This window comes from Dyadobacter sp. SRI_021 (assembly GCF_057586235.1).
Genome location: NZ_JBYCZM010000007.1, coordinates 231,953 through 254,594 on the forward strand (window position 1 = coordinate 231,953; position 22,642 = coordinate 254,594).

Below are 22,642 nucleotides of genomic sequence, written 5' to 3' on the forward strand. Positions count from 1 at the left end.
ACGCTATACGCATTCCGAACCTTCATCCAACTAATACCATGCACTATTCCAAAGAGCAACTGATCGTGCTTTTTACGTACCTGCCTGTGCTCGTGGCGGCGGGAATGGCATTGGTGCGGTACCGCAAGGCCGACCGCCCCCTGAAGTTGCTTTGCTGGCTGATCTTCTTTGCATTGCTCATCGAGAGCATTTCACGTATTTTCTGGTTTTTTAAAGTGTCCAACCTGTTTCTGTGGCCTATTTACATTACGGTGGAATTTGCTTTGCTTACCTGGACGTACAGCCTGGTGCTGGATCAGAAGTGGCTGGTGGCGTTGCGGGGCTGGATGTTGGCGGGCTTTACGGTCATTGTCCTGGTGCGTGAGCTGGGGCAGTCCGGACAGTCGGTGTGGATTGACAATGCCGGGCGCTCGATTGAAAGTGTGGTAGTGATTTTTCTGGCGCTCGCTTATTTCTATAAAGTTTTTCAGGAATTAAAAGTACAAAATCTGCTGCTTGAGCCTTTCTTCTGGGTGTCGGCAGGGTTACTGCTTTTCTTTTCGGGCAACTTTTTGATTTTCATATTCATGAATTTCATTTTGCTGTATTCCAAAAATTTAAATGACCAGATTTGGATGATCCATGCGCTGATGAACTATATGCTGTACATTACTTATGCCATCGCATTATGGGTAGGCCGGGAGAAATAGAGTTTGCTCAGCTGCTTTTCGGCGGGATCGGTATTATGGTGATGATGGCCCTTGCGATCGTCATTTTTGTGCTGCTTTACCAGCGCAAGCTGCATTTTCAGCAAAGTCGTCTGCATCAAATGGAAATGGTCCACCAGAAAAGGATCCTCGAATCGATCGTGGCCTCGCAGGAGAACGAGCGCGAGCGCATCGCGCGCGACCTGCACGACGAGATTGGGGCGTCGTTGTCGGCGGTCCGTTTGTTTGTAAACCAGATCCAGTACGAAAAGTCGCCGGAGGAAATGAAGGGCCTCGCAGCGCGTTCAGGGCGGATTATCGGGGATGTGGTGAAGGATGTAAGGCAAATCGCGCATAATCTGTCGCCGGTGATTATCGAGAACTTCGGTTTTGCAGGAGCGGTAAAAATTCTGTTAAACCGCATGGAGGATGCAGGAATGGATATCCATTGCACGATCGATGACCCGGCCGAGGTGCTTTCGCCGTACCAGCAGCTGGTTCTGTACCGCATTATCCAGGAAGTGATCGGGAATGTAGTCAAGCATGCGGAAGCCAGTGAAATTACTTTCGACTTGCACCATAATGGCTCACAACTGAGCTTGCTGATGAGCGATAATGGCAAGGGGTTCGATATGCTTTCGGGCTCAAAGCCGGCCGGGATGGGAATGAGCACGATCCGTACCCGCACCGACCTGCTGGGCGCCACACTCGAACTGAACTCTGCCCCCGGTGCAGGCACCCGTTTTAAAATTGAAATACCCGTCTAACATTATCTCAACGATCGAATTGGAACCGGTTAAAATAGCAATAGCGGACGATCATAAGCTCTTCCGTCAGGGATTAGGCCAGATTCTGGCCCGGAATGAAGACTACCAGGTGGTTCTGGAAGCGGCCTCCGGCGAGGAGCTTTTAGAAGAAATAGGCAAAGCCGTGCCCGACGTGGTGCTGCTGGACCTCTTTATGAAAGGAATGGACGGGAAGGAGGTGGCCGGGCTGCTTTTAAAACAGCATCCCGGTGTAAAGATCATTATCCTCTCCATGAACTACTCCCCTGAGCACATATTACAGCTCATGCGTGTAGGCGTACACGGCTACCTGCCCAAGGACATCGACCAGGGTATTCTGAGCGATGCGATCGGGCAGGTGGTGACAAAAGGGTATTATATCAATGACGACATCGCGCAAGTAATGCGGCAAGGCTTGCAGGCGGGGGATATCAAACCGACGCGGAGTAAAGTGGCTATTCCTTCTCTGAACGTCGGCCTTACCGATCGTGAGATGGAGGTTCTGACGCTCATTTGCAAGGGTTATAATACGGCCAAAATCGCGGAGGAGCTTTTTATCAGCTACCGAACAGTGGAAGGTCACCGTAAAAACCTGCTGGAAAAAACGGGCGCAAGCAACTCAGTCAGTCTCGCGATATTCGCCGTGAAATATCAATTACTGGATTTCTAGCCTGGTTGTCAGTGTTAAATGCGAGCAAACACCCGCAAATCGGTAATGCGGTCGCGGTAGGTTTCAAGAAATGCGCAGAAGCGGGCGATTTGTTCCTCCTGATAAGTAAGATCAGCCATTTGATCATATTCTTCGAGATAAACATCCTTGAAATCGGTGATCACATAGCGTAAGCTTTTGATGCCTTTCGTGCGTAATGCAGGCAGGTAAAAGTTCTGGTGGCTTTTGACAAAGCAGCCTTCGCGATAATTACTGGTGGTTTTGATGTCCACGGCCAGCATTTTTCCGATCACGTCCACATATCCGTAAATCAGGCTGTCGTTTAGCTGGTATTCGCAGTATACCTGCGTTTTCAGCATTGGGCGGGGTAGATACGACCGCACTTTGGACAGGATTTCCGGATCAAATGTTTCTTCACCAATGCCTTTAATCACCGCATCTTCAAATGAGGAGCCCCGGAACTGCGCTTCCGTTTGCGGTACCGGCACGCGGTTAATGCGGTCGAGGAGTTCCTGCTCATTGATATAGCCGCGTTCAAACCGGTCGAAACAGCTTAGTAGGGATGGATAAAGTTTGTATTTAACAGTGGTAGAAAACATTGTTTAATGATGTTAACAGCCATTCAGTGCTTCTTTTGGCCGAAATGGTATTGCAATGATAACGCAATAAAACTGAAAGTATCGTTCGGCGTATCGCTGTACGATTCGCTTTCCTCGGGGTTGATCAGCCGCCTGCCCGATGTAGCGTCCAGCTTGTCGGTCCGCACGAAATAGAAACGGTATTCGAATGAAACCTTCAATTTTTCTAACAAAGCATAGCTCACAGAAGTGCCGAGCGGTAATATCCCTTCCCGCGTTCTTTTGATGCCCTTCGGCCCCCTGGCGGGGCCCCAGCGCAGGAAAAGCGGGTTTCTGGCACTTTGCTCGCTGTTGGTGAAGCGTAACAGGCGGTTGTCGTTGAGGTCATAGGCATTGGCACTGAACCAGATTTGCCCTAATCCGGCAAAAACAGAAATGTGTGTAAGCCCGGGCTCTCTTTCGAAGAATTGCTCCGAGAGGTCCCATTTTACCAGACATTCGGCGCTATTGTATTCATTCACAAACCAGGAATTGAAAAAATCCCTTTTCTCGCCGCCAATGCTGCCGGCGTTGTAATCGAGCTGAATGGCGAACTGTTTGTTAATCGACCTTCCAATGCCTATTCCGGCGATTCCGTGCATCGCCTGGGCATTCAGTTCCCCGTAAAACTGCGTGAGGCCGCATCGCACGTCCAGAGACCAGGGATGCATAGCGCGGCGGTTATAGTTTTTCTTGTCGCTAATGCCGTTCGGCGAGCGGTAATGGACAGGCTGCGCGAAGGTTATGCCGGCTAATGCACAAGCGGTAAGAAGCAAAATGTAACGCATGGCTGGAATTGATCAGGATGAAATGTTTGTTCAGCCATTGATACGTACGCTTTTCATTTTGGTCACCTTTTGTAGAACCAATAAGATGCCGGCCCGCCGTGCGATAACCGTAAATATCTGTTAGTTTTGCTTGTAGTTGAAAATACAATATAAAGATGAGTGTAGTACCCTATAAAGATAAAGAAGGGACCAAGCGGGAGCAGGTTGCAGAGATGTTCGATAACATTTCACCCAAGTACGACCTGCTGAACCACGTCCTGAGCGGAGGCGTAGATATATACTGGCGTAAAAGAGCCATTAAACTGCTCAAAAAGCAGCAGCCGAAGGTGATTCTCGATATTGCGACCGGTACAGGCGACTTCGCGATCGAGGCCCTCGCGTTGAAGCCTGAGAAAATCGTCGGCGTCGATATTTCGGAGGGTATGCTGGCCGTCGGCCGCGAGAAAATCGCGAAACTGGGCAAGCAGGACGTGATTACCCTGCAAAGCGGCGACTCGGAAAGTTTGGCTTTTGCAGACAATTATTTTGACGCGATTATCGTTTCGTTTGGAGTACGCAATTTTCAGAATTTGCTGGCCGGACTGACAGAGATGAACCGCGTGATGAAGCCGGGCGGAACTTGTGTGGTGGTCGAATTTTCGAAGCCCAAAAGCTTTCCGTTCAAGCAGATTTACAATTTTTATTTTAAATACATATTGCCAATAATAGGGAAAACGGTCTCCAAGGACAGTTCGGCATATACTTATCTGCCCGAGTCCGTACAGGCCTTTCCGGATGGGGAAGCTTTTCTTGATATTTATAAAAAAGCAGGTTTCATAAATACCAAATGCATATCACTTACCTTCGGGATCTGTTCAATTTACGTCGGACACAAGTAATTATCGGTATTCTGGCGCTGCTGATGGCGGCGCAGGAAGCGCAGTCTCAGGGCATCGGGTACCGTCGCAAGCACCTCGAATACTACGACGACAAGCCGATCCATTACGGTATTCTTTTCGCGGTCCCCTTCACGCGGTTCAATATCAAGCACAGCAACGACTTTGCGACGAAGGATACGGCATTTGTGATCCAGTCGCCCACGAATGCCGCATTTCGGATGGGATTTACCGTCAATGCCTATCTAAACGAGCATTTCGACTTGCGTACAACGCCTGCTGTCTCACTTTACGAGCGGCATGTGAAATTCAGTTATCCCAACGGTACTGAACGTACGGAAAAGCGGGAGTCGACGTGGATTGAAGTGCCACTCTTGCTAAAATACAAATCCGTTCGCCGGGTGAACTCGCGCATGTATATGATCGCAGGCGTAACGCTCGGGATCGAAACGAACGTAAAGCGTAACCGGGGAGGTGGGGCCACGGCCCTCAATACGAAGTCGAGCGACTTCTCTATTGATTACGGCATCGGCTATGAGCAGTTCTTCGAGTTCTTTAAATTCGCTCCCGAGCTGCGTTTTTCCCATGGATTGACAAATATGCTCGTCCCCGGAACAAATTCCGTCGCCAATGGCATCAGTCGCATGCGGACCCACACCGTAACGCTCTATTTAAATTTCGAATAGCGTATACTGGTTATCAGTAGGTTAAAAAATATTTTAAATTTTTTTTCAAGAATATTTGCAGAGTTCAATTTAGTCGCACATATTTGCACTCCCAAACGACGGGAAAACAAAAGCAAAAAGAAAGGGAGTTTAGCTCAGTTGGTTCAGAGCATCTGCCTTACAAGCAGAGGGTCGGGGGTTCGAATCCCTCAACTCCCACAGAAAGCATCGAGAAATCGGTGCTTTTTTTGTTTTCTGAGCAGTTTGTTCATAGCATCTGACTACAAGCAGAGGGTCGGGCCGGCCGGCCGTTGCCGCGGTCCGCCGCGGTGGTTTGAATCCCTGAACTTCTATCCGTGCTTAACTTAGTTCATCGTTCCCAGGAAACGTTCTCCTTGATTAATTTGCAGGGACTTCCAGCGTAGAGTGAATTTTCTTTGTCAAGTGGTTTGTTAACCAGCGAGCTTGCTCCAATAATGGTGTTGTTGGGAATTTTAGCACCTTTTAATATTAAACATCGGCACCCAATCCAAACATTGTCACCTATTGAAATTGGTTGCGGAGCATTTATCTCTGAGCCAACCTCGTTTTTTATTTTGTGAAGGTCGCTATCCATGATGAGCGTGTCCCAGGATAGCAAGCAGTTATCGCCAAATTCAATATTCAGCTTTGTAATGATTGATGTTTCTGCGGTGATAGCGAAATTCTCCCCAAAAGAAAGTGATCCGGTACTTGACACAGATATCTTGGAGCCATGTCCGATATTACACGTTCCGTTGAAAATAACTGTTCCGTTTACTTCCCATATCGTCCTTGATCGCTTCTCGTCAAAAATACCGATGTTACCATACCCGATTCGTATTAGTCCCGTTCTTAGCGGGGCATTGATTTTAATTTTTCCGGAAGTATTTCTTAGGTAAGTCCGCTTTGATACCAAAATAGGCAAAAGCAATGCTTGCCGTAATGGAAGGTATTTCAAATTGAAATATATGGTCTTGAAATTCAACCTGGATATTAACTTAATGACGTTTTTAATCACCTTCGATCAGGGCTTTTTAGTTATTTTTCCAATTAAAAAATATTAAAACCGTTGTGCGGCTGTAATTTAAAGATTACAAGGTTGTATGCGCTCTTTCCAGCAAATCGACTGTGGGACACTCATGACGATACACATCTCACGGCTAATTTCAATAAATTTCGGCGATTGCCAAAGAGTTGGATTCGAAATGGGCCCGGCAATATAGACCGCAGAGTTTCCCACCCGAGTAATAAATCCTCCAACTATCAGCATGTATTCCGCAAAGGGCTAGCCGAAAACTCGCCTTACCTTGCCGCTGTAATTTTTCAAATTAATCCATTGGAATCATGAAAACATTATTGCTACTGGCATTGATGGGCGTATTCGCGTCGTGCAATGCGAAAAATGAGCCATTAACAAGCGATACGATGATGCAACTGGAAGAAATTCTCAAACTGGTAAGCCGAAACGATTTGAGCGGCGTAAAAAAGGCACTTGGCGCCGGGGCAGATGTCAATACCCGGGATAAAAGCGGAAAATCGTTGCTCTTGCTGGCTACAATAGATAAGCATATTGAAATGGCCACGCTGCTAACGGAGAAAGGCGCGGATGTCAATTTGCAGGACAATATCCAGGACAGTCCGTTTCTGTATGCCGGCGCTACAGGGCAGACGGACCTGGTAAGGCTGTTTCTTGCTCACGGTGCCCGGTTTGACGTTTTCAACCGCTACAACGGCACCGCATTGATTCCCGCATGCGAACGCGGACACGTGGAAACGGTGAAGGTGTTGGCGGGTACAAAGGGTTTTCCCATCAACCATGTGAACCGGTTGGGGTGGACGGCTTTGATGGAGGCAATTGTTTTGGGTAACGGGAGTAAAAAATACCAGGAAATCGTGCAGTTGTTGAAAGATGGCGGCGCGGATCTCGGCATACCGGATCATGATGGCGTTACGCCATTGCAACACGCTCAACGGCGTGGTTTCACCGAAATAGTAAAAATTTTATCAGAGTAAATGCTGCGTGGCGTCAAAATGGAGAATAAAGCATACACCCTGAAAAACGTATTGTTGGAAACGGGTTTTGAATACGAAGCGGATGAGGTAGTGAGTACGAAGACAGCCTTGTTTTGTATTGGGATAGAGAATGGCAAAATAAAAAGCATTGAACCTAATCATTCCCATGCCGAAGGAATAGACGCGAAAGGGAGGCTTTTGCTGCCGGCATTTAAGGACATGCATGCGCATCTTGACAAAATGCTTTTCGGGTTGCCGTGGCAGGCCGTTTCGGCCAAACGGAAGACGGTAAAGGATATGATCGCCTACGAACAGCAGATGATCCCCGAATGGCTGAAAACCTCTGTCGAACGTACCGAAAAGTTAATCGATTTCCTGCATTCTTACGGGACAGACTTCATTCGTTCCCATTTCAATGTCGACCCAACTTCAGGGCTCGACTCCCTCTATCACCTGGAAGAAGCTCTGCGGCACAAGCGGAGGAGTCTGGCCGCGGAGTTGGTCGCGTTTCCCCAGCATGGTATTTACTACACGCCCACGGAGTTCTTGCTGAAAGAAGTGGCCAAAATGGATTCCGTGGATTTTATCGGGGGTGTGGATCCCTATTCAATTGATGGAAGTATTGAAAAACCGTTGGAGTTGATTACACAATTGGCTTTGGACAATGGCAAAGGAATTGATCTCCACTTGCATGAAAGAGGGGAAAGCGGTGTAAAGACTATCGAGTTCCTGATTGATAAGGCCCTTGAAAACCCGCAACTGAAAGGAAAGACATACGTGAGTCACGCATTCGCGTTGGGGCATCTGAGTGCCTCCGAAACAGAAAGAATGGCCGAACGCCTGGCTGCGGCCGGTGTAGGCATAGTGTCGTCGGTTCCGTTCAGAGGTACTATTATGCCCATTCCAACGCTTAGAAAACACGGCGTGGAGGTTTTGATCGGGAATGACAATATACAAGACCATTGGAGCACATTCGGTTCGGGGAACATGCTTCAAAAAGCACACCTCATCGCGGCACTTTATGGGTACTCCACCGAATGGGAGCTGTCGAGAGCTCTCGCCTTTGCTACCCGTTATGTGCTTCCGCTGGACGACAAAGGCGCACAACAATGGCCCAGAGCCGGAGATGCCGCGGATATAGTGTTGGTAGAGGCAAGTTGTTCGGCGGAAGCGGTATCCCGCATGTCACCGATCATTGCGCTGATTCACAGCGGAAATATCGTGTTTAAAGAGACGTAGCGATTGCGCGCGTAGGTAATGTGCGGGAGTGTCCGTTATAAATTTTACAATTATCGGGATGAATGGGATAAAGTGAATGCACAACGTATAAAATACTTTTGCTGTGCAATAAAACTTTATCAAACATGGCTGATTTCAAGAAGATTGTATTGGGTTTGGTGGTCATTTTTTGTGCCACACTGTTTATTGGTTGCAGCGATGACCACGAGCCTCAGAAAGCGCTGACACCCAGCGAAGTGCTATCGAGCGTTGCCTGGGAAACAACTAATGCAAAGAATAATAAAGGAGAAAATGTGGTATTAACCGATGCCAATGTGGTCAACTTTGTTGGCTTTGCTTATTTCAAGGCAGATGGGACTTTTACCATGTTTAACCTGGACGATTCGCCCAAGATGCATGGAGATTGGACGGTTTCCGCGGATGGAAAAACCCGCACGATCGTCGCAAAAGACAATGCCGGGGCTATTTTGTTTACACGCGTTGTGGATATTACAGTACTTACAAAGGATGAATTTACGTACCGGATTTATCCCAACAATAATGACAAATCGATTTATTTCGATATCGTTCACACGCCTACCACACATGTGGAGCCAAAGTAAAAGGGAAAAAAGGGAACATGAAGGGCTAACTCCAGCTCTTCATCCTCCCTTTCCTCCTTCCTCCTTTCTCCCCAATTTAAAGTCTCACCTCACTGCCGCTCTCCGCCGAACGTAGACCGGCTTCCAGTACCTGGATGATTTTCAAACCGTCCGCAAAGTCCGGTTTGATTTCGGTGTCGTTTTCAATGGCGTCCAGAAAGTCGGCTACTGCATGCACAAATGCATGCTCGTAGCCGATAATGTGTCCGGCAGGCCACCAATGGCCGGCATATGGGTGGATGGATTCGGTGGCGAGGATCGTGCGGAACCCGTGCTCGCCTTTTGCGTCTTCGTTGGAATAGTATTGCAACTCGTTCATACGTTCGAGGTCGAAAACGAGGCTGCCTTTGCTGCCATAAATCTCGAACGTAAGACGGTTTTTGCGGCCGGTTGCGAAGCGCGTGGCTTCAAACGAGCCTATGGCGCCGTTCTGAAACCTGACCATCATCAATGCAGCGTCTTCGACGGTTACATCACCCATTTCATCGCCCTTCGACGCGCCGGTAAGGCTTCCGGTGGCGGTTTCATCCGCGATCGGGCGCTCTTTGATGAAGTTGGCGGTCAATGAGGAAACGGAAACAATGTCGCCCACCAGGAAATGCGCCAGGTCCACGGCGTGTGAGTTGAGGTCCCATTGCGGGCCGGCTTTGGCAGTCTCCTTTTTAAGCTGCCAGGTAAGCGGGAACGACGGGTCTACGATCCAGTCCTGCTGATACGCGCACCGCCAGTGGAAAATGCGGCCGATCTTACCTTCTTCGATCATCTTTTTAGCGAGGGCTACGGCCGGCGTTCGGCGGTAATTGTGGTTCAAATAATGCTTCACACCGTTCTCCTGGCAGACTTTCAGCATTTCGGCCGCCTGGGTGCTGTCCATTGAAAGCGGCTTTTCGCAGAAAATATGCTTGCCTGCCTTGGCAGCTGCCAAGGCGACTTCATAATGCAGGTTTTGAGGCAGGGCAATATCGATAATGTCGATATCGGGGCGGTTGATGAGTTTTTGCCAGTCGGTTTCGATTTCTTCCCAACCCCAGTTCCGGGCGAATTCAGAAAGTGATTTCTGATGGCGGCCGCATGCTACTTTCAGGACGGGCGTCGAGGGCGTGTCAAAAAACAGCGGGGCTTTTTTCCATGCATTACTATGTGCCCGGCCCATAAACTTGTATCCTACTATACCAATATTAATCTGCTTTTTCATCGGGAACTTGTGTGGTTAAGGATTGAATGCTAAACAGGTTCGTCAAAATTATCAAATCTCGGCGATTGGATTTAATTCGTAAATTCCAACTCCTGATTTTTGCGCCAACTACACACTATATTTTATGAAACAGCTTGCCCAGAATCTGCGGACGGGAGATACATTGCTGCTAGATGTCCCCGTTCCGCTCGTCCGCAAGGGTTGTGTGCTCATCAAAACCCGCAAAAGCCTCGTCTCCGCCGGCACCGAGCGAATGCTGATTGAGTTCAGCAAAGCCAATTTCCTTTCCAAAGCGAGGCAACAGCCTGACAAATTACGTATCGTATTTGAGAAAATCAGGGCCGATGGTTTCTGGAAAACTACGCGCTCTGTTCTCCGCAGGATGGATCAACTTCTGCCGTTGGGGTATTGCAATATGGGGGAAGTAGTAGCAATTGGAGAGGGGGTAGAAGGCTTCGTCATCGGAGATCGGGCAGTCTGCAACGGGCCGCATGCCGAGGTGGTTTGTGTGCCGGTCAATCTGGTAGCCAAAGTTCCGCGGAATGTACCCGACGAAGAAGCAGTGTTTACAGTTCTGGGGGCGGTGAGCCTGCATGGTGTGCGCTTGCTGGCGCCTGCACTGGGCGAGCGCGTGGCGGTCGTAGGGTTAGGATTAATCGGTTTGATGGTCGTCGATCTCCTGCATGCGCATGGGTGTGGGGTAATAGGGATTGAGCCCGATGAGGATCGACGAAGAATCGCAGAAGAAAAGGGTATTCCAACCGTTAATCCGGTAAAGTCTGCCGGTAAATCAATTTCAGAGCAGTTTGGCGAAATGGATGGCGTAATCATAACCGCCTCGTCCAAATCCGGTAGTGTGATTTCAAGGGCGTCTGCGATTTGCAGGAAAAAGGGCAAGATAGTGTTGATCGGCGACGTTCCCCTGCACCTGAACCGCTCCGATTTTTACCAAAAAGAGCTGACATTCCAGGTCTCCTGCGCCTACGGGCCCGGGCGCTACGACTACGCGTACGAGGAGCAGGGCAGAGATTATCCATTGGCATATGTCCGCTGGACGGTAAACCGCAATTTTCAGGAAGTTCTGCGCTTGCTGGCTAGTGGTGCGCTGGATGTAAAGCCGTTAATCTCGAATGTCGTACCGATTGAAAACTATTCGAGCATTTATCAAAGAAATAGCCGATCGCTCGGGACATTGATCGATTACAGCGGCAATTGTAAGACGAGCGAGACGGTCGTCACGAATCCGGATAATGCATTCGCGTTACAAAAGGTAGTTGCGGCGATCATTGGTGCGGGAAATTTTGCTTGTATGACGCTATTGCCCTGCCTTGGGAAAAAAAGCATCAAATATATCGCAAGCTCAGGCGGGTTGAGGGCCGCGGAACTGGCTGCAAAATATGGAATTCCATGCATTGCTACCGATTATCGGGAAATATTGGCGGACGACGAAGTCAACCTGATCATCATCGCTACCCGGCATGATCAGCACGTTGCGATCGCCTCGGATGCGATTCGGGCCGGTAAACATGTTTTCGTGGAAAAGCCGCTAAGCATTGATTCCGGAGGTATTGAAGCGGTGAAATCAGCGCTTCAAAGCGCTTCGTGCCCGGTTTCTCTCACAGTAGGTTTCAACCGGAGATATGCACCGCACACTATAAAAATGAGGGAATTGCTGGAAGGCGCCCCGATGAATGTTGTGATAACCGTCAATGCAGGGTATATCCTCGGCAACACCTGGATACACGACAGTGCGCGGGGCGGAGGAAGGCTGGTCGGAGAGGCGTGCCATTTTATAGATTTGATAGCGTGGCTCGCGCAGAGCCATATCGATGAAGTTTGTACGCATGTGCTGACTATCGGCGGCCGCATGAGTTCGGAGAATGCGACGGTGTTGTTAAGGCTGGCGAATGGCTCCACCGGCACAGTGCACTATTTTTCAAATGGCCATAGCAGTTATCCAAAGGAGCGGATCGAAGTGCATTCACTTGGACGGACATTGATTCTGGATGACTATAAAACACTCAGAGGGTACGGTTTCGAGCGGTTTCGCGAAATGAAGGTGGATGCAGGAAAGGGCCACCAGGAGCAATTTGACAAACTTTTTGAATGCATTTCCAATGAAACAATGCCGTTAATGCCTCTCGAAGACATCTGGAATTCCAGCCGGGCGACATTGGCGGCACGAGATAGCATGTGGACGGGCGGTTGGGTGAAGGTACCATGAAAGCGCTGCGGTATTTGACGCTTTTCTGGCACATTGGCCGGCAAATGGGTTGGCATTATGTGGTGTTTAGGGCCGGGTATTGGTTGCAGGCGAAAACGGGTATTTTGAAATTACGGTTTCCGCGAAAATCTACCAGTCAGTCATTTGTAAGTAGGCAAGAATGGCTTAAATGGAAGCCAGAATTTCTTTTCGATCCTCAAAACCTGGATTTGCCAAGGAATCCTGAGCTTACCGACCTGAAATGGAGGGTGCGGCAGATTCGATCAGGCCGGTTCTGTTATTTCAGTGGTCAATGGTTTGAGGTTTCCGATTGGCACACCAATCCATGCACAGGATATTGTTACCCAAAGAATGAACATTGGTCTGACGTAAATGATTTTTCGACAAAGGCGGGCGATATCAAGTATGCGTGGGAAAAATCCAGGTTCACATTTTTGTATGATCTGATTCGATATGACTTCCATTTTTCGGAAGATCAATCCACCGAAGTTTTCGGATTGATCGCAGACTGGATTGATCGGAACCCGGTCAATTGCGGGCCGAACTGGAAATGCAGCCAGGAGATCGCTTTGCGGGTGTTGAACTGGATTTTCGCATTGCATTATTATCGGTCGTCGACGATTTTGAGCCAATCATTGCTCGACAAAATACTTGGCAGCATTTATGACCAGATGCGTCATGTCGCACGAAATACTCGCTTTTCGGAAATTGCCGTTAAGAACAATCACGTGCTGACGGAGGCGCTGGGGCTTTTTACGACGGGTTTGATGTTTCCGTTTTTTCCTGAAAGTCAAAAATGGAAAGAGAAAGGCAGGAATTTGTTCGAAACAGAAATCATTTCACAGGTTGCGCCAGACGGTTCTTATCTGCAATATTCAATGAATTACCACCGGATCGTTGTGCAGTTGCTGACGTGGGGATTACAATTGGCGGAACTAAACGATGAATGGTTTTCTGAAACCGTCTACGAGCAAGCCGATGCTTCACTGAGGTTCCTACGAACCTGTATGGATGAAACTAACGGTAGCCTTCCTCATTACGGACACGATGACGGAGCTCTATTTTTTCCACTTTCCGAATGCCATTTTCGGGATTTCAGGCCGCAATTGATAGCACTGGAGTCGGTGTTGTACGGTTGGAAAAATTCGGATTCTGCTATAAGCGAAGAGAAAGCGTGGTTGGTATCGAAGGAGTTGTCGGACGTGCAAAGCTATTTTGAAGAGGTAGAAGATGGCGCTTTTGATTTTCACGAAGATGGGTACTTTGTTATCAGGGATAAAGGCACCATCACATTCCTGCGCTGCGGAAACTATCGCCATCGTCCCTTCCAGGCCGATAACAACCACCTCGACATCTGGATAAACGGCCGAAATGTCTTGCGCGATGCCGGGACCTGGCTCTACAACGCCGATGAAGAATCAGTCCGCTATTTTTCGGGTACCAGGGGGCATAACACGATTATGATTGGTGATTTTGATCAAATGAAAAAACAGCATCGCTTCATCTGGACGCATTGGATTAGAAAAGCAACGGGCAAATCAGGTTACACGAGCAATGAATACTGGATCGAAGCCGAATTTGAAGGCTTTCGGCATGTTGGAAAAGGCATTGTCCATAAACGTCGCGTAGTAAAGAAAGCCGGTCAGCCGCATTGGGTGATTGAAGATTCCGTTCAAAACGTTCCGAAAGGAATGCCAATCCGGCAATTATGGCACCCGTATGAGTCATTTGGCAATGATTTTAGAATGTTTGCAACCGACAAGCACGGCAATGAAATTCCTCTGATTATTGAAAGTGGCTGGTATTCGAAGGGATATGGCGAAAGGGCGAAATGCGAGGTGTTGGTATTTGAGACTTTTGGGTATTATATCCGGACCGTTATTGAAGGACATTGACTTAAACAGGTTGTTATGCATATTCTGCTCATCCATCAGTATTTCCTGGAAGACCACGCTGCTGGTGGCTCGCGGTGGAATGAAATGGCGCGAATTTGGGTGCAGGAGGGGCATTCGGTAACAGTGATTGCGGGAGATGTACATTATATGCTGGTGAAGGAGGATCAAACAGCCGGAAGGGCATTCGATGTAAACCGGAATGCAGATGGCGTGTTGGTAATTCGCTGCAAAGGGTCGAAATATTATCATAAAGGCATCCTCGGACGGTTTTGGAGCTACATTTCCTTTGCATTCATGGCCATTTATGCGGGAATGCGTTTCGCAAATGCTAATTATGAATGCGTTCTTGTGACCTCTCCGCCCCTTCTGGTGGGTATTCCGGGATGGTTTCTGTCGAAATGGAAGCGGATTCCGCTGGTGCTGGAAATAAGGGATCTTTGGCCCGAATCGGCGATTGAAATGGGTGTTTTGAAGAATAAGTGGCTAATCTGGTTATCTTACCAATTTGAAACATACCTCTATCGTAAAGCACAGCTGATTAATGTGCTAACCCCTGCATTTCGCGAACGGCTTATTCGCGAAAAGTGTGTCGATACGTACAAAATCGTCACGATCTCCAATGCAGCGGACTTTCGTTTGAGTGAGCGTGCATTATGTAGTGCATGTACGGGTGGATTGCGCGCGCGACTTGGCCTGGGAGGAAAGTTTGTGATCATTTACGTCGGGGCGCATGGCTTGGCAAACGACCTCATGCAGCTTCTGGAAGCCGCGGCGTTGCTTAGCGGCACCGATGCCCATTTTCTATTGATCGGCGATGGAATGCAGAAAAAAATGTTGATCGAAGAGGCGCATTCCCGGGGCTTGACCAATGTGTCATTCTTGGATCCGGTTTCGAAAGAGCAGGTATTTGAATACATCCTAGCGGCCGATGTAGGTGTAGCTGTTTTGAAAAAAGCAGATATTTTCAGAACAGTTTACAGTAATAAAACCTTTGACTACCTATCCTGTAAAAAGCCGGTATTGATGGCGATCGATGGCGTTTCGCGTGATTTGGTTGAGCAAGCCAATGCAGGCATTTTTGCAGAGCCGGGGAATCCCGCCGATCTGGCGCGGAAAATCAAAATTTACATGAATGACCGCGAGCTTTTGGGCAGGCACGGTGAAAACGGCTACCGGTTTGTGCAAATGCATTTCGATCGGAAGAAATTGGCAGAGGATTTTTTGAAATGTATTGAGAATCAACTTGGAGTGACAGGTAAAAGTGCAATTTTTGATATACAAAAAGTGAACTGAAAGCGCCGTCAGAGGGTTTTCTAGTAAATAAAAATCCAATGAAAAACGTAGCACATCTCTTCCCTGAATCCGTCAGAAACGGGGCATATACTTATTCTGCATACATGCATTTGATGGAGGCGATGGTTTTGGAAAATAGGACGACTGGACCTAAACAATCCGAAGCGCTGAGCCACTACACGAAGCTGAATCTGGCGCGGATGCAGCGCCTCAATAAAACGGCGTCGATCCATGAGTCGTTGCGGGAAGTTGTCGACCAGATCGACATTCCGCAAACCTGGTACATTCTCACCGAAGCGTGGTGTGGAGATGCGGCGCAGAACATCCCGACGATCGTAGCTGCGTCACTTTCGAATCCTTTTATCACCGTGCGGTTTCTGCTCCGGGATGAGAACCCCGAATTGATGGAAGCTTACCTGACCAATGGAGGTCGCTCTATTCCGAAACTGATTGCTGTGGATGAAGATTTTAACGAAATTTTCACTTGGGGGCCGCGTCCGGCAGGTGCTCAGGAACTGCTGAGAGAATACAAGGCCAATCCCGTGAAGTCTTACAGCGAATTTTCGGAGGATATTCAGCGTTGGTACATTGCCGACAAAACAGCCTCGCTGCAAGATGAATTACAAGAGCTTTTGGAGGCAGTAGTTGTGGATAAGTGAGTTTTTGAACCGTTTACTCTATATTTGTCATAGGGTAACCGCAATACCAACGAACAGGGATTTTGTCAGAATACTTTAAAAATATATCCGACGGCATCAGTACGACCCTCACGGGCATGCGGCTGACGTTACGGCACCTCTGGAATGCGCGTAAAAGCCGTAGACCTGCGGATATTCGTTCGTCCAGTTTTTATGACCAGCAGGATGGGATCGTGACGATCCAATATCCGCTGGAAACTATCCCCATTCCGGACAATGGCAGGTATCGTCTGCATAATGAGATGGACGACTGCATTGTTTGCGACAAATGCGCCAAGGTCTGTCCGGTCGACTGTATCGATATCGAGCCGATTAAAGCGGTGGAGGACGTTGGGCGTGCCTCTGATGGATCGCCAATCCGCTTATACGCCGCCAAATTCGACATCGATATGGCCAAATGCTGTTATTGCGGCCTTTGTACGACAGTTTGTCCGACCGAGTGTCTTACCATGACCAAGACGTTCGATTACAGCGAGCTCGATGTGCGTGATATGGTTTACAACTATTCCAACCTCACCGCCGAGCAAGCCGATGAAAAGCGCATGCTGCTGGAACAGTTCCAGAAAGAAAAAGAAGCCTTGAAAGCGGCTAAGGCTACTCCTGCGGCAACACCGGCTGCCGCTCCTGCGGGCGCACCTGCACCAGCCCGTCCGGCTTTCAAACCGACTGCCAGGCCAAAACCAGCCGAAGAACCAGTTGCTAAAGATGTCAATACTGATGCTGGTGAGACTGCAACGCCGACTCCTAAACCGGCATTCAAGCCCGTGATGAAGCCGAAAAAGGTCGAAGGCGACGCACCAGCGCAAGAAACGGCACCGGAAGCTCAGTCGACTGAAAGGCCTGTGGCTGCCAAGCCGGTATTCCGCCCTACTTTGAAGCCTAAGGCTGTTTCGGATGAAAATACCGAGAAACCGGTTGCAGAAGCGCCAGCCGAGCCTGCTGAAAAGCCGGTTGTTGCGAAACCTGCATTCCGTCCTACAATGAAGCCCAAGGCTGTTTCGGAAAATACTGAGAAACCGGTTGCAGAAGCGCCAGCCGAGCCTGCTGAAAAGCCGGTTGTTGCGAAACCTGCATTCCGTCCTACGATGAAGCCCAAGGCTGTTTCGGAAAATACTGAGAAACCGGTTGCAGAAGCGCCAGCCGAGCCTGCTGAAAAGCCGGTTGTTGCGAAACCTGCATTCCGTCCTACGATGAAGCCAAAGGCCGCTCCTGTTGAAAACGAGGAAAAGCCAGCTGCCGAAGCTTCGGCAAAGTCGGTATCTGAGCCACCAATTGACGTCAAACCAGCTGAACCGGCAGCGGAAAAGCCAGCCAGGCCTACATTCCGCCCGACGATGAAACCTAAGCCAAAGGAATAGGAGCGCATGGAAGCAATTATATTCTACATTTTTTCCGCATTTACGCTCGCAGCCGGGCTGTTCATCCTGTTTTCCAAAAATCTCATTTATGGTGCATTCGCATTGTTCGTCGCATTCCTGGGCGTGGCCGCATTATATGTGCTTGCAGGCGCGGACTTTCTGGCTGTTTCGCAAATTATGATTTACGTCGGAGGTATTCTCGTGCTGCTGATATTTGGCATAATGCTGACGCAAAAGAAAGAAAAAAGCGACGATTCGACGCGCCATAATCGCGTCGAGGTACCGATTACCCGGAAAATCTGGGGCTTTTTGACAGGTATCGGGCTCTTCGGATTGCTGTTGAAAGTGATTCTTTCTTCGGATTTTAGAATGGCAGGAGAAGAAATGAGTACCAAATCCACGATAAGGACGATTGGCGTGGAACTCATGACCAGCCATTTATTGCCGTTTGAAATAGCCGCTATTCTCTTGCTGGTTGCGCTTGTCGGCGCCGCCTACCTTGCATTAAACCGAAACCCGACCACATGACGACGATACCTGTACAATATTATCTGATCGTCGCGGCTGCATTGTTTTGCATTGGACTGGCTATTTCCATTACCAAACGGCATTTTATTGGCATGCTGCTTGGAATCGAGTTGATGCTGAATGCGGTCAATATCAATCTGGTAGCATTTGGCCGTCACGATCCGGAGCGGCTGAGCGGCCAGCTTTTCGCGTTGTTTGTAATTGTGGTAGCTGCCGCCGAAGTGACTGTAGCCCTGGCGATCATTCTGCGCGTGTATGGCCGTTTTAAAACAGTTGACCCTGATAAAGTAAATGAGTTGAAGCAATGAACTGGATCTTCCTGATCTTCGCTTTTTTGATCGGCATCAGCAACGCTGTTCAATCCGGCGTAAATACGCAGCTCCGCGAGTCGATCAATAACCCCATTCTTGCGGCGATGACGTCTTTTTTTGTGGGGTTAATGGTCCTGACCATCGCATTCGCCTGTTTTAACCAAAATCCGGTTCCTTCTCTGGCTGATTTCAAACAAGTTTCTTGGACACGCTTTATGGGAGGAGTGTTAGGCGCTTTCTATGTGATTACCGTCATTTTCATCGTTCGGAATATCGGTCCGGCCAATATGATGTGCCTGGTGATTGCCGGACAGATGGTAACCGTTATGATGATTGATCATTTTGGATTACAGGGATTTGCTGTTCATCACATGAACCTGCCGCGCATTTTGGGCACGATCCTGCTTATAGGCGGAGTTTATCTCATATTGAAAAATTAAGGCACAAAAAACAGCAACCTCTCGGATTGCTGTTCTCGTAATTTCAGAATGCCTCAGGGGATTTTATTGAAAATGAATAGATCCACGAAACTCCACTTATCATTTTCTTTCTTTCCACGCTGGATAACCAGTTGAGTAGGAGAACGTCTCTCATAAATGATCCGTACCGAAGCGTCATCTTTTTCAAACAAAGCCTGGTTCTTTTTCGCCTCAATGAATTTGTAGCGGTCGGCTACCTCTTTCTCTTCCAGCGAGATCATTCCCGGTTTGAAATGCTTCACCATCGCCACAGGCCCATTGTCAGTCTGTTCAAATGCAAAGATCTCGTAAAGCGCAGGTTTGTCGTCTTTGATCATGCGGATGAAGCCAACGATGTTATTGCCTTTGGGAGCAGTCCAGGAAGCTTCGATCGGTCCGCCGTTGTACGTACCGAGCCAGCGACCGTCCAGGAACGCGATGTCGTTCAGCGTGCCTTGCGCCTGTGCAAAAGTAGCCGTCAGTACCAGGGCAAATGCCAGAAGAGCTTTTCTAATTGTGTTGAATTGGGTCATTGAGATTTAGGTTGTGAATTGAGGTGGCAAATTAATAGAAATGTTAATTGCGTCAACGTGCTGACGCAACTTAGCTAAATTCCGTCAGTACGTTGACGCAATTTAGGTGAATGATCACAAAAAATAGCCGACTCGTCTCCGAGCCGGCTATCTACATTTAAATTCTATAATATCAATAAGCCCTCTCCAACTTACCTTCGTAAGAGTTGGTAAAGGCTTTGTTTACCACTTTATTTCCACCTTGTGTCGGATAATTTCCGGTGAAATACCAGTCGCCGAGGTGGCCGGGGCACGCTTTGTGCAGGTTTTCGACAGTTTGGAAAACCACAGACAACTCTGCATTCAAACCCTTAGGACGAACAATCTCTGCTATTTTCTGAGAAATCTCTTCATCTGTGAATGGCTCGTAAAGCGCCTTAACATAGTTGGTGTGGTATGGATTCTTCGTAGCGAGCGCTGTCACACTTTGGGTGTAGACATCTTCCAGCAAATACTCCATATCGCGCTCTTCCAACAATTTGAGCACTGCACGGTAAGCAACGAAGTCTTTCATTCTCGACATATCAATGCCGTAGCAATCGGGGAAGCGGATCTGCGGGGCAGACGATACCACTACAATTTTCTTCGGTTTCAAACGGTCGAGCATGGTGAGAATGCTCTTTTCCAATGTGGTACCACGAACGATCGAGTCGTCGATAATCACAACGGTGTCCACATTCTTGCGGACTACTTCAAAAGTCGTGTCATACACGCTCGAAACCATATCGTCGCGCAAGGCATCGGCTGTAATAAACGTGCGGGATTTCACGTCCTTGGTTACGAGTTTCTCGATCCTTGGGCGGAAAGAAAGCACTTTTTCAAGGTCGGCTTCGAAAAGAATGCCTTCCATGATGGCTTGCTTGCGTTTTTTGGCCAGATATTCTTCCAGACCTTCGATCATGCCGAGGAACGCCGTTTCGGCAGTGTTCGGAATGTATGAAAATATCGTGTTTTCGAGGTCGTAATTAACTTCTTTGAGGATCTGCGGGATCAGCAGTTTACCAAGTTGCTTCCGTTCATTATAAATATCGGGATCGGTACCGCGGGAGAAGTAAATCCGCTCGAAACTGCATGAGCGTTTTTCCAGGCGGGGCAGGATCGGGAACTCGTTATATTCACCGTTTTTGTCCACTATTAATGCGGAACCCGGCGTAATTTCAGTGATCTGGTCGTAATCTACGTTAAATGCAGCTTTAATAGCTTGCTTTTCGGATGCTACTACAACCACTTCATCGTCAGCGTAATAGAATGCAGGGCGGATACCTGCCGGGTCGCGGATTACGAAGGATGCGCCGTAGCCTGTGAGGCCGCACATTGCATAGCCGCCGTCGAAATCGCGGCACGAGCGGTAGAGCAGTCGAGGCAGGTCGATATTGTCTTCGATGACATCGGACAACGTTGGGTTTTCGTAAATCCCTTTGAAACGCTCGAACACCCGCTGGTTTTCTTCATCCAGGAAATGTCCAATTTTTTCCATCACCGTTACGGTGTCGACTTTTTCTTTCGGATGCTGGCCGAGTGAAACGAGTTTGCCAAAAAGCTCATCCACATTGGTCATATTGAAGTTACCCGCCATTACCAGATTGCGACTCCGCCAGTTACTTTGGCGCAGCATCGGGTGGCAGTTTTCTACTTCATTGGAGCCATGCGTGCCGTAACGAAGATGTCCCAACCATACTTCTCCCGTAAATGCCAGGTTTTCCTGCAACCATTTCGCGTCGTTGACGTGGTCACGATTGTTTTTGAGGCCCTTGCGGAATTTTTTATGGATTTTGGAGAAGATATCCGTAAGTGGCTGAGGTTCTACGGATCTGTATCGGCTGATATATCGTTTCCCGGGCGGGACATCGATCTTGATATTGGCTACCCCGGCTCCATCCTGGCCCCGGTTGACCTGTTTTTCCATCATCACCGAAAGCTTATGCACTGCGTACAGCGGCGTTTCGTACTTGTCGATGTAGTATTGATAAGGCTTTCTAAGACGGATAAGTGCTATGCCGCACTCATGCTTAATGGCGTCGCTCATAAGAAGAGTAATGCTTTTAGAGATATTGGTGTTTGCTGGTATGCAAAGCGTATTCCCTGAATATTAGCCTAACGAATTTCGATTCCCGTTTAGTTCGTTATTTCTTACAAAGGTACAAATCCTTTGGCTTAAAAAACTCCAAAAATTGTTCAATTTTTCAAATCCTTTCCGTCAGTTTAAACTGACGGGATTAGATTGGCATACCGTCATTAAAATTGTACGTCGCGCATCCTCTTACCGGCAGTTGAAACTGCCGGATCAGAATTATAAGGGGTTCTTATTATAAGAAAGATAACTATTTTTGATCAGATCGATATTAAAATTTTATATGCTTCATAAAACCCGTGGTATCGCGTTGAGCTACATCCGGTACAAGGAGTCTTCCATCATCGCAAAAATTTACACGGAAGCCTTTGGTATCCAGACTTATATCGTCAACGGTGTGCGAAGCAGCAAGTCCAAGACCAATCGGATCGCCTTCTTCCAGCCGCTCACACTGCTCGACCTGGTAGTGTATCATAAGAACAAGGAGGATACCATCCATCGCATTTCCGAGATTAAATGCTATGCGCCATTTTTTTCGATACCTTTTAATGTAATAAAATCAGGCCTGGCACTTTTTATGACCGAAATGCTCGGTAAAACTTTGCGCGAGGAAGAGAACAACGAGCCCTTGTTCGATTTTATTGAGCAATCGGTGCTTTATCTCGATGAGGCCGAAACCGGGTTTGAGAATTTCCACATTCAGTTCCTGATGCAACTGGCACATTATCTGGGTTTTGGAGTGGAGACGGCCGATGACCTCGAAAATGAGTTAAAAGACCACCACTTTCCCCTCCGGCCCGATGTGCAGGAGTACGGGGCTACTGAGCAAATGCTGGACAGTCGCTACGGGTTGTCCATTCCGCTGGACAGGCCGAGGCGGATAAATATCCTGGAAAAGATGATTTTCTTTTACAAAATCCACATGGATGGGCTCGGGGAAATCAAGTCGCTGGATGTTTTGAGAGAAGTTTTGCGTTAAAAACTGCTTCCGGCTGAAATTGGCATAATTTTGATAACGTATAGGGTAACTCCATCAAAC

The 22,642-nt window shown here is 48.2% G+C and carries 23 protein-coding genes and 1 tRNA gene; 18 read left to right on the forward strand and 6 right to left on the reverse strand.

Annotated elements, in window-relative coordinates:
* Positions 1-38 precede the first annotated feature (38 nt).
* The 3 genes from AC2YIT_RS22405 to AC2YIT_RS22415 are packed head-to-tail and all read left to right on the forward strand — an operon-like array spanning position 39 to position 2,141.
* Complete coding sequence (locus AC2YIT_RS22405; protein ID WP_487280653.1) at positions 39-689, forward strand: hypothetical protein; 651 nt, start codon at positions 39-41, stop codon at positions 687-689.
* The gene (locus tag AC2YIT_RS22410; RefSeq protein ID WP_487280654.1) at positions 668-1,453 is read left to right on the forward strand and encodes a sensor histidine kinase; all 786 of its coding nucleotides are present in this window, start codon (positions 668-670) and stop codon (positions 1,451-1,453) included. The genes AC2YIT_RS22405 and AC2YIT_RS22410 overlap by 22 nt, the downstream gene beginning before the upstream one ends.
* Positions 1,437-2,141: a response regulator transcription factor gene (locus AC2YIT_RS22415; protein ID WP_430843858.1), complete on the forward strand. Its 705-nt coding sequence runs from the start codon at positions 1,437-1,439 to the stop codon at positions 2,139-2,141. Before AC2YIT_RS22410 ends, AC2YIT_RS22415 begins: the two co-directional genes overlap by 17 nt.
* Before the next feature lie 14 nt (positions 2,142-2,155).
* On the opposite strand, the gene AC2YIT_RS22420 is transcribed toward AC2YIT_RS22415, so the two are convergent.
* Both AC2YIT_RS22420 and AC2YIT_RS22425 read right to left on the reverse strand, forming a co-directional pair.
* On the reverse strand, positions 2,156-2,740 hold the full coding sequence (locus tag AC2YIT_RS22420; protein ID WP_430843859.1) for a hypothetical protein: 585 nt from the start codon (positions 2,738-2,740) through the stop codon (positions 2,156-2,158).
* 23 nt (positions 2,741-2,763) lie between these two features.
* On the reverse strand, positions 2,764-3,546 hold the full coding sequence (locus tag AC2YIT_RS22425) for a hypothetical protein (RefSeq protein WP_487280655.1): 783 nt from the start codon (positions 3,544-3,546) through the stop codon (positions 2,764-2,766).
* Positions 3,547-3,701: 155 nt separating this feature from the next.
* On the opposite strand from AC2YIT_RS22425, the gene ubiE reads away from it, so the two are divergent.
* From ubiE to AC2YIT_RS22440, 3 genes are all read left to right on the forward strand, one after another.
* Positions 3,702-4,424 carry a bifunctional demethylmenaquinone methyltransferase/2-methoxy-6-polyprenyl-1,4-benzoquinol methylase UbiE gene (gene ubiE, locus AC2YIT_RS22430; protein ID WP_430843861.1) on the forward strand — a complete coding sequence of 241 codons (723 nt, stop codon included), beginning with the start codon at positions 3,702-3,704 and terminating at the stop codon, positions 4,422-4,424.
* Complete coding sequence (gene porT, locus AC2YIT_RS22435) at positions 4,373-5,107, forward strand: type IX secretion/gliding motility protein PorT/SprT (RefSeq protein ID WP_487280656.1); 735 nt, start codon at positions 4,373-4,375, stop codon at positions 5,105-5,107. Before ubiE ends, porT begins: the two co-directional genes overlap by 52 nt.
* 123 nt (positions 5,108-5,230) lie before the next feature.
* Positions 5,231-5,305 (forward strand) — tRNA-Val (locus AC2YIT_RS22440).
* A 151-nt stretch (positions 5,306-5,456) separates the two neighbouring features.
* Here the strand turns inward: AC2YIT_RS22440 and AC2YIT_RS22445 are convergent.
* The gene (locus AC2YIT_RS22445; RefSeq protein ID WP_487280657.1) at positions 5,457-6,125 is read right to left on the reverse strand and encodes an acyltransferase; all 669 of its coding nucleotides are present in this window, start codon (positions 6,123-6,125) and stop codon (positions 5,457-5,459) included.
* A 326-nt stretch (positions 6,126-6,451) separates the two neighbouring features.
* Here AC2YIT_RS22445 and AC2YIT_RS22450 point away from each other — a divergent pair, with 326 nt between their 5' ends.
* The 3 genes from AC2YIT_RS22450 to AC2YIT_RS22460 all read left to right on the forward strand — a co-directional run bounded on the left by AC2YIT_RS22450 (position 6,452) and on the right by AC2YIT_RS22460 (position 8,961).
* Positions 6,452-7,120 (forward strand): ankyrin repeat domain-containing protein, encoded by a 669-nt coding sequence (locus tag AC2YIT_RS22450; RefSeq protein ID WP_487280658.1) that lies wholly within the window; start codon positions 6,452-6,454, stop codon positions 7,118-7,120.
* Positions 7,121-7,138: 18 nt separating this feature from the next.
* Positions 7,139-8,359, forward strand: coding sequence for an amidohydrolase (locus tag AC2YIT_RS22455; protein WP_487280659.1), 1,221 nt, complete (start codon positions 7,139-7,141; stop codon positions 8,357-8,359).
* 125 nt (positions 8,360-8,484) lie between these two features.
* Complete coding sequence (locus tag AC2YIT_RS22460; protein WP_430843865.1) at positions 8,485-8,961, forward strand: DUF4822 domain-containing protein; 477 nt, start codon at positions 8,485-8,487, stop codon at positions 8,959-8,961.
* A gap of 76 nt (positions 8,962-9,037) precedes the next feature.
* Here the strand turns inward: AC2YIT_RS22460 and AC2YIT_RS22465 are convergent, their stop codons facing one another.
* A complete protein-coding gene (locus AC2YIT_RS22465) occupies positions 9,038-10,195 on the reverse strand; it encodes a Gfo/Idh/MocA family protein (RefSeq protein ID WP_487280660.1) in 1,158 nt (385 codons plus the stop codon).
* A gap of 124 nt (positions 10,196-10,319) precedes the next feature.
* On the opposite strand from AC2YIT_RS22465, the gene AC2YIT_RS22470 reads away from it, so the two are divergent.
* The 8 genes from AC2YIT_RS22470 to AC2YIT_RS22505 all read left to right on the forward strand — a co-directional run bounded on the left by AC2YIT_RS22470 (position 10,320) and on the right by AC2YIT_RS22505 (position 18,942).
* Positions 10,320-12,419 (forward strand): bi-domain-containing oxidoreductase, encoded by a 2,100-nt coding sequence (locus AC2YIT_RS22470; RefSeq protein ID WP_487280661.1) that lies wholly within the window; start codon positions 10,320-10,322, stop codon positions 12,417-12,419.
* A gap of 44 nt (positions 12,420-12,463) precedes the next feature.
* Positions 12,464-14,314, forward strand: a complete 1,851-nt coding sequence (locus AC2YIT_RS22475; protein ID WP_487280726.1) for an alginate lyase family protein — start codon at positions 12,464-12,466, stop codon at positions 14,312-14,314.
* 15 nt (positions 14,315-14,329) lie between these two features.
* A complete protein-coding gene (locus AC2YIT_RS22480; RefSeq protein WP_487280662.1) occupies positions 14,330-15,607 on the forward strand; it encodes a glycosyltransferase family 4 protein in 1,278 nt (425 codons plus the stop codon).
* A 38-nt stretch (positions 15,608-15,645) separates the two neighbouring features.
* Positions 15,646-16,266, forward strand: a complete 621-nt coding sequence (locus AC2YIT_RS22485) for a thioredoxin family protein (protein WP_487280663.1) — start codon at positions 15,646-15,648, stop codon at positions 16,264-16,266.
* 62 nt (positions 16,267-16,328) lie between these two features.
* The gene (locus AC2YIT_RS22490; protein WP_487280664.1) at positions 16,329-17,663 is read left to right on the forward strand and encodes a 4Fe-4S binding protein; all 1,335 of its coding nucleotides are present in this window, start codon (positions 16,329-16,331) and stop codon (positions 17,661-17,663) included.
* Between the two features lie 6 nt (positions 17,664-17,669).
* The gene (locus tag AC2YIT_RS22495; protein ID WP_487280665.1) at positions 17,670-18,191 is read left to right on the forward strand and encodes an NADH-quinone oxidoreductase subunit J family protein; all 522 of its coding nucleotides are present in this window, start codon (positions 17,670-17,672) and stop codon (positions 18,189-18,191) included.
* On the forward strand, positions 18,188-18,499 hold the full coding sequence (gene nuoK, locus AC2YIT_RS22500) for an NADH-quinone oxidoreductase subunit NuoK (RefSeq protein ID WP_309980454.1): 312 nt from the start codon (positions 18,188-18,190) through the stop codon (positions 18,497-18,499). Before AC2YIT_RS22495 ends, nuoK begins: the two co-directional genes overlap by 4 nt.
* Positions 18,496-18,942 (forward strand): DMT family transporter, encoded by a 447-nt coding sequence (locus AC2YIT_RS22505; protein WP_430843876.1) that lies wholly within the window; start codon positions 18,496-18,498, stop codon positions 18,940-18,942. The genes nuoK and AC2YIT_RS22505 overlap by 4 nt, the downstream gene beginning before the upstream one ends.
* A gap of 53 nt (positions 18,943-18,995) precedes the next feature.
* On the opposite strand, the gene AC2YIT_RS22510 is transcribed toward AC2YIT_RS22505, so the two are convergent.
* Positions 18,996-19,493 carry a DUF6265 family protein gene (locus AC2YIT_RS22510; protein WP_430843877.1) on the reverse strand — a complete coding sequence of 166 codons (498 nt, stop codon included), beginning with the start codon at positions 19,491-19,493 and terminating at the stop codon, positions 18,996-18,998.
* A 172-nt stretch (positions 19,494-19,665) separates the two neighbouring features.
* Positions 19,666-21,558, reverse strand: coding sequence for an amidophosphoribosyltransferase (locus AC2YIT_RS22515; protein WP_309980460.1), 1,893 nt, complete (start codon positions 21,556-21,558; stop codon positions 19,666-19,668).
* Positions 21,559-21,886: 328 nt separating this feature from the next.
* Between AC2YIT_RS22515 and recO the strand changes: the two genes are divergently transcribed.
* On the forward strand, positions 21,887-22,582 hold the full coding sequence (gene recO / locus AC2YIT_RS22520) for a DNA repair protein RecO (protein WP_487280666.1): 696 nt from the start codon (positions 21,887-21,889) through the stop codon (positions 22,580-22,582).
* Positions 22,583-22,642 lie beyond the last annotated feature (60 nt).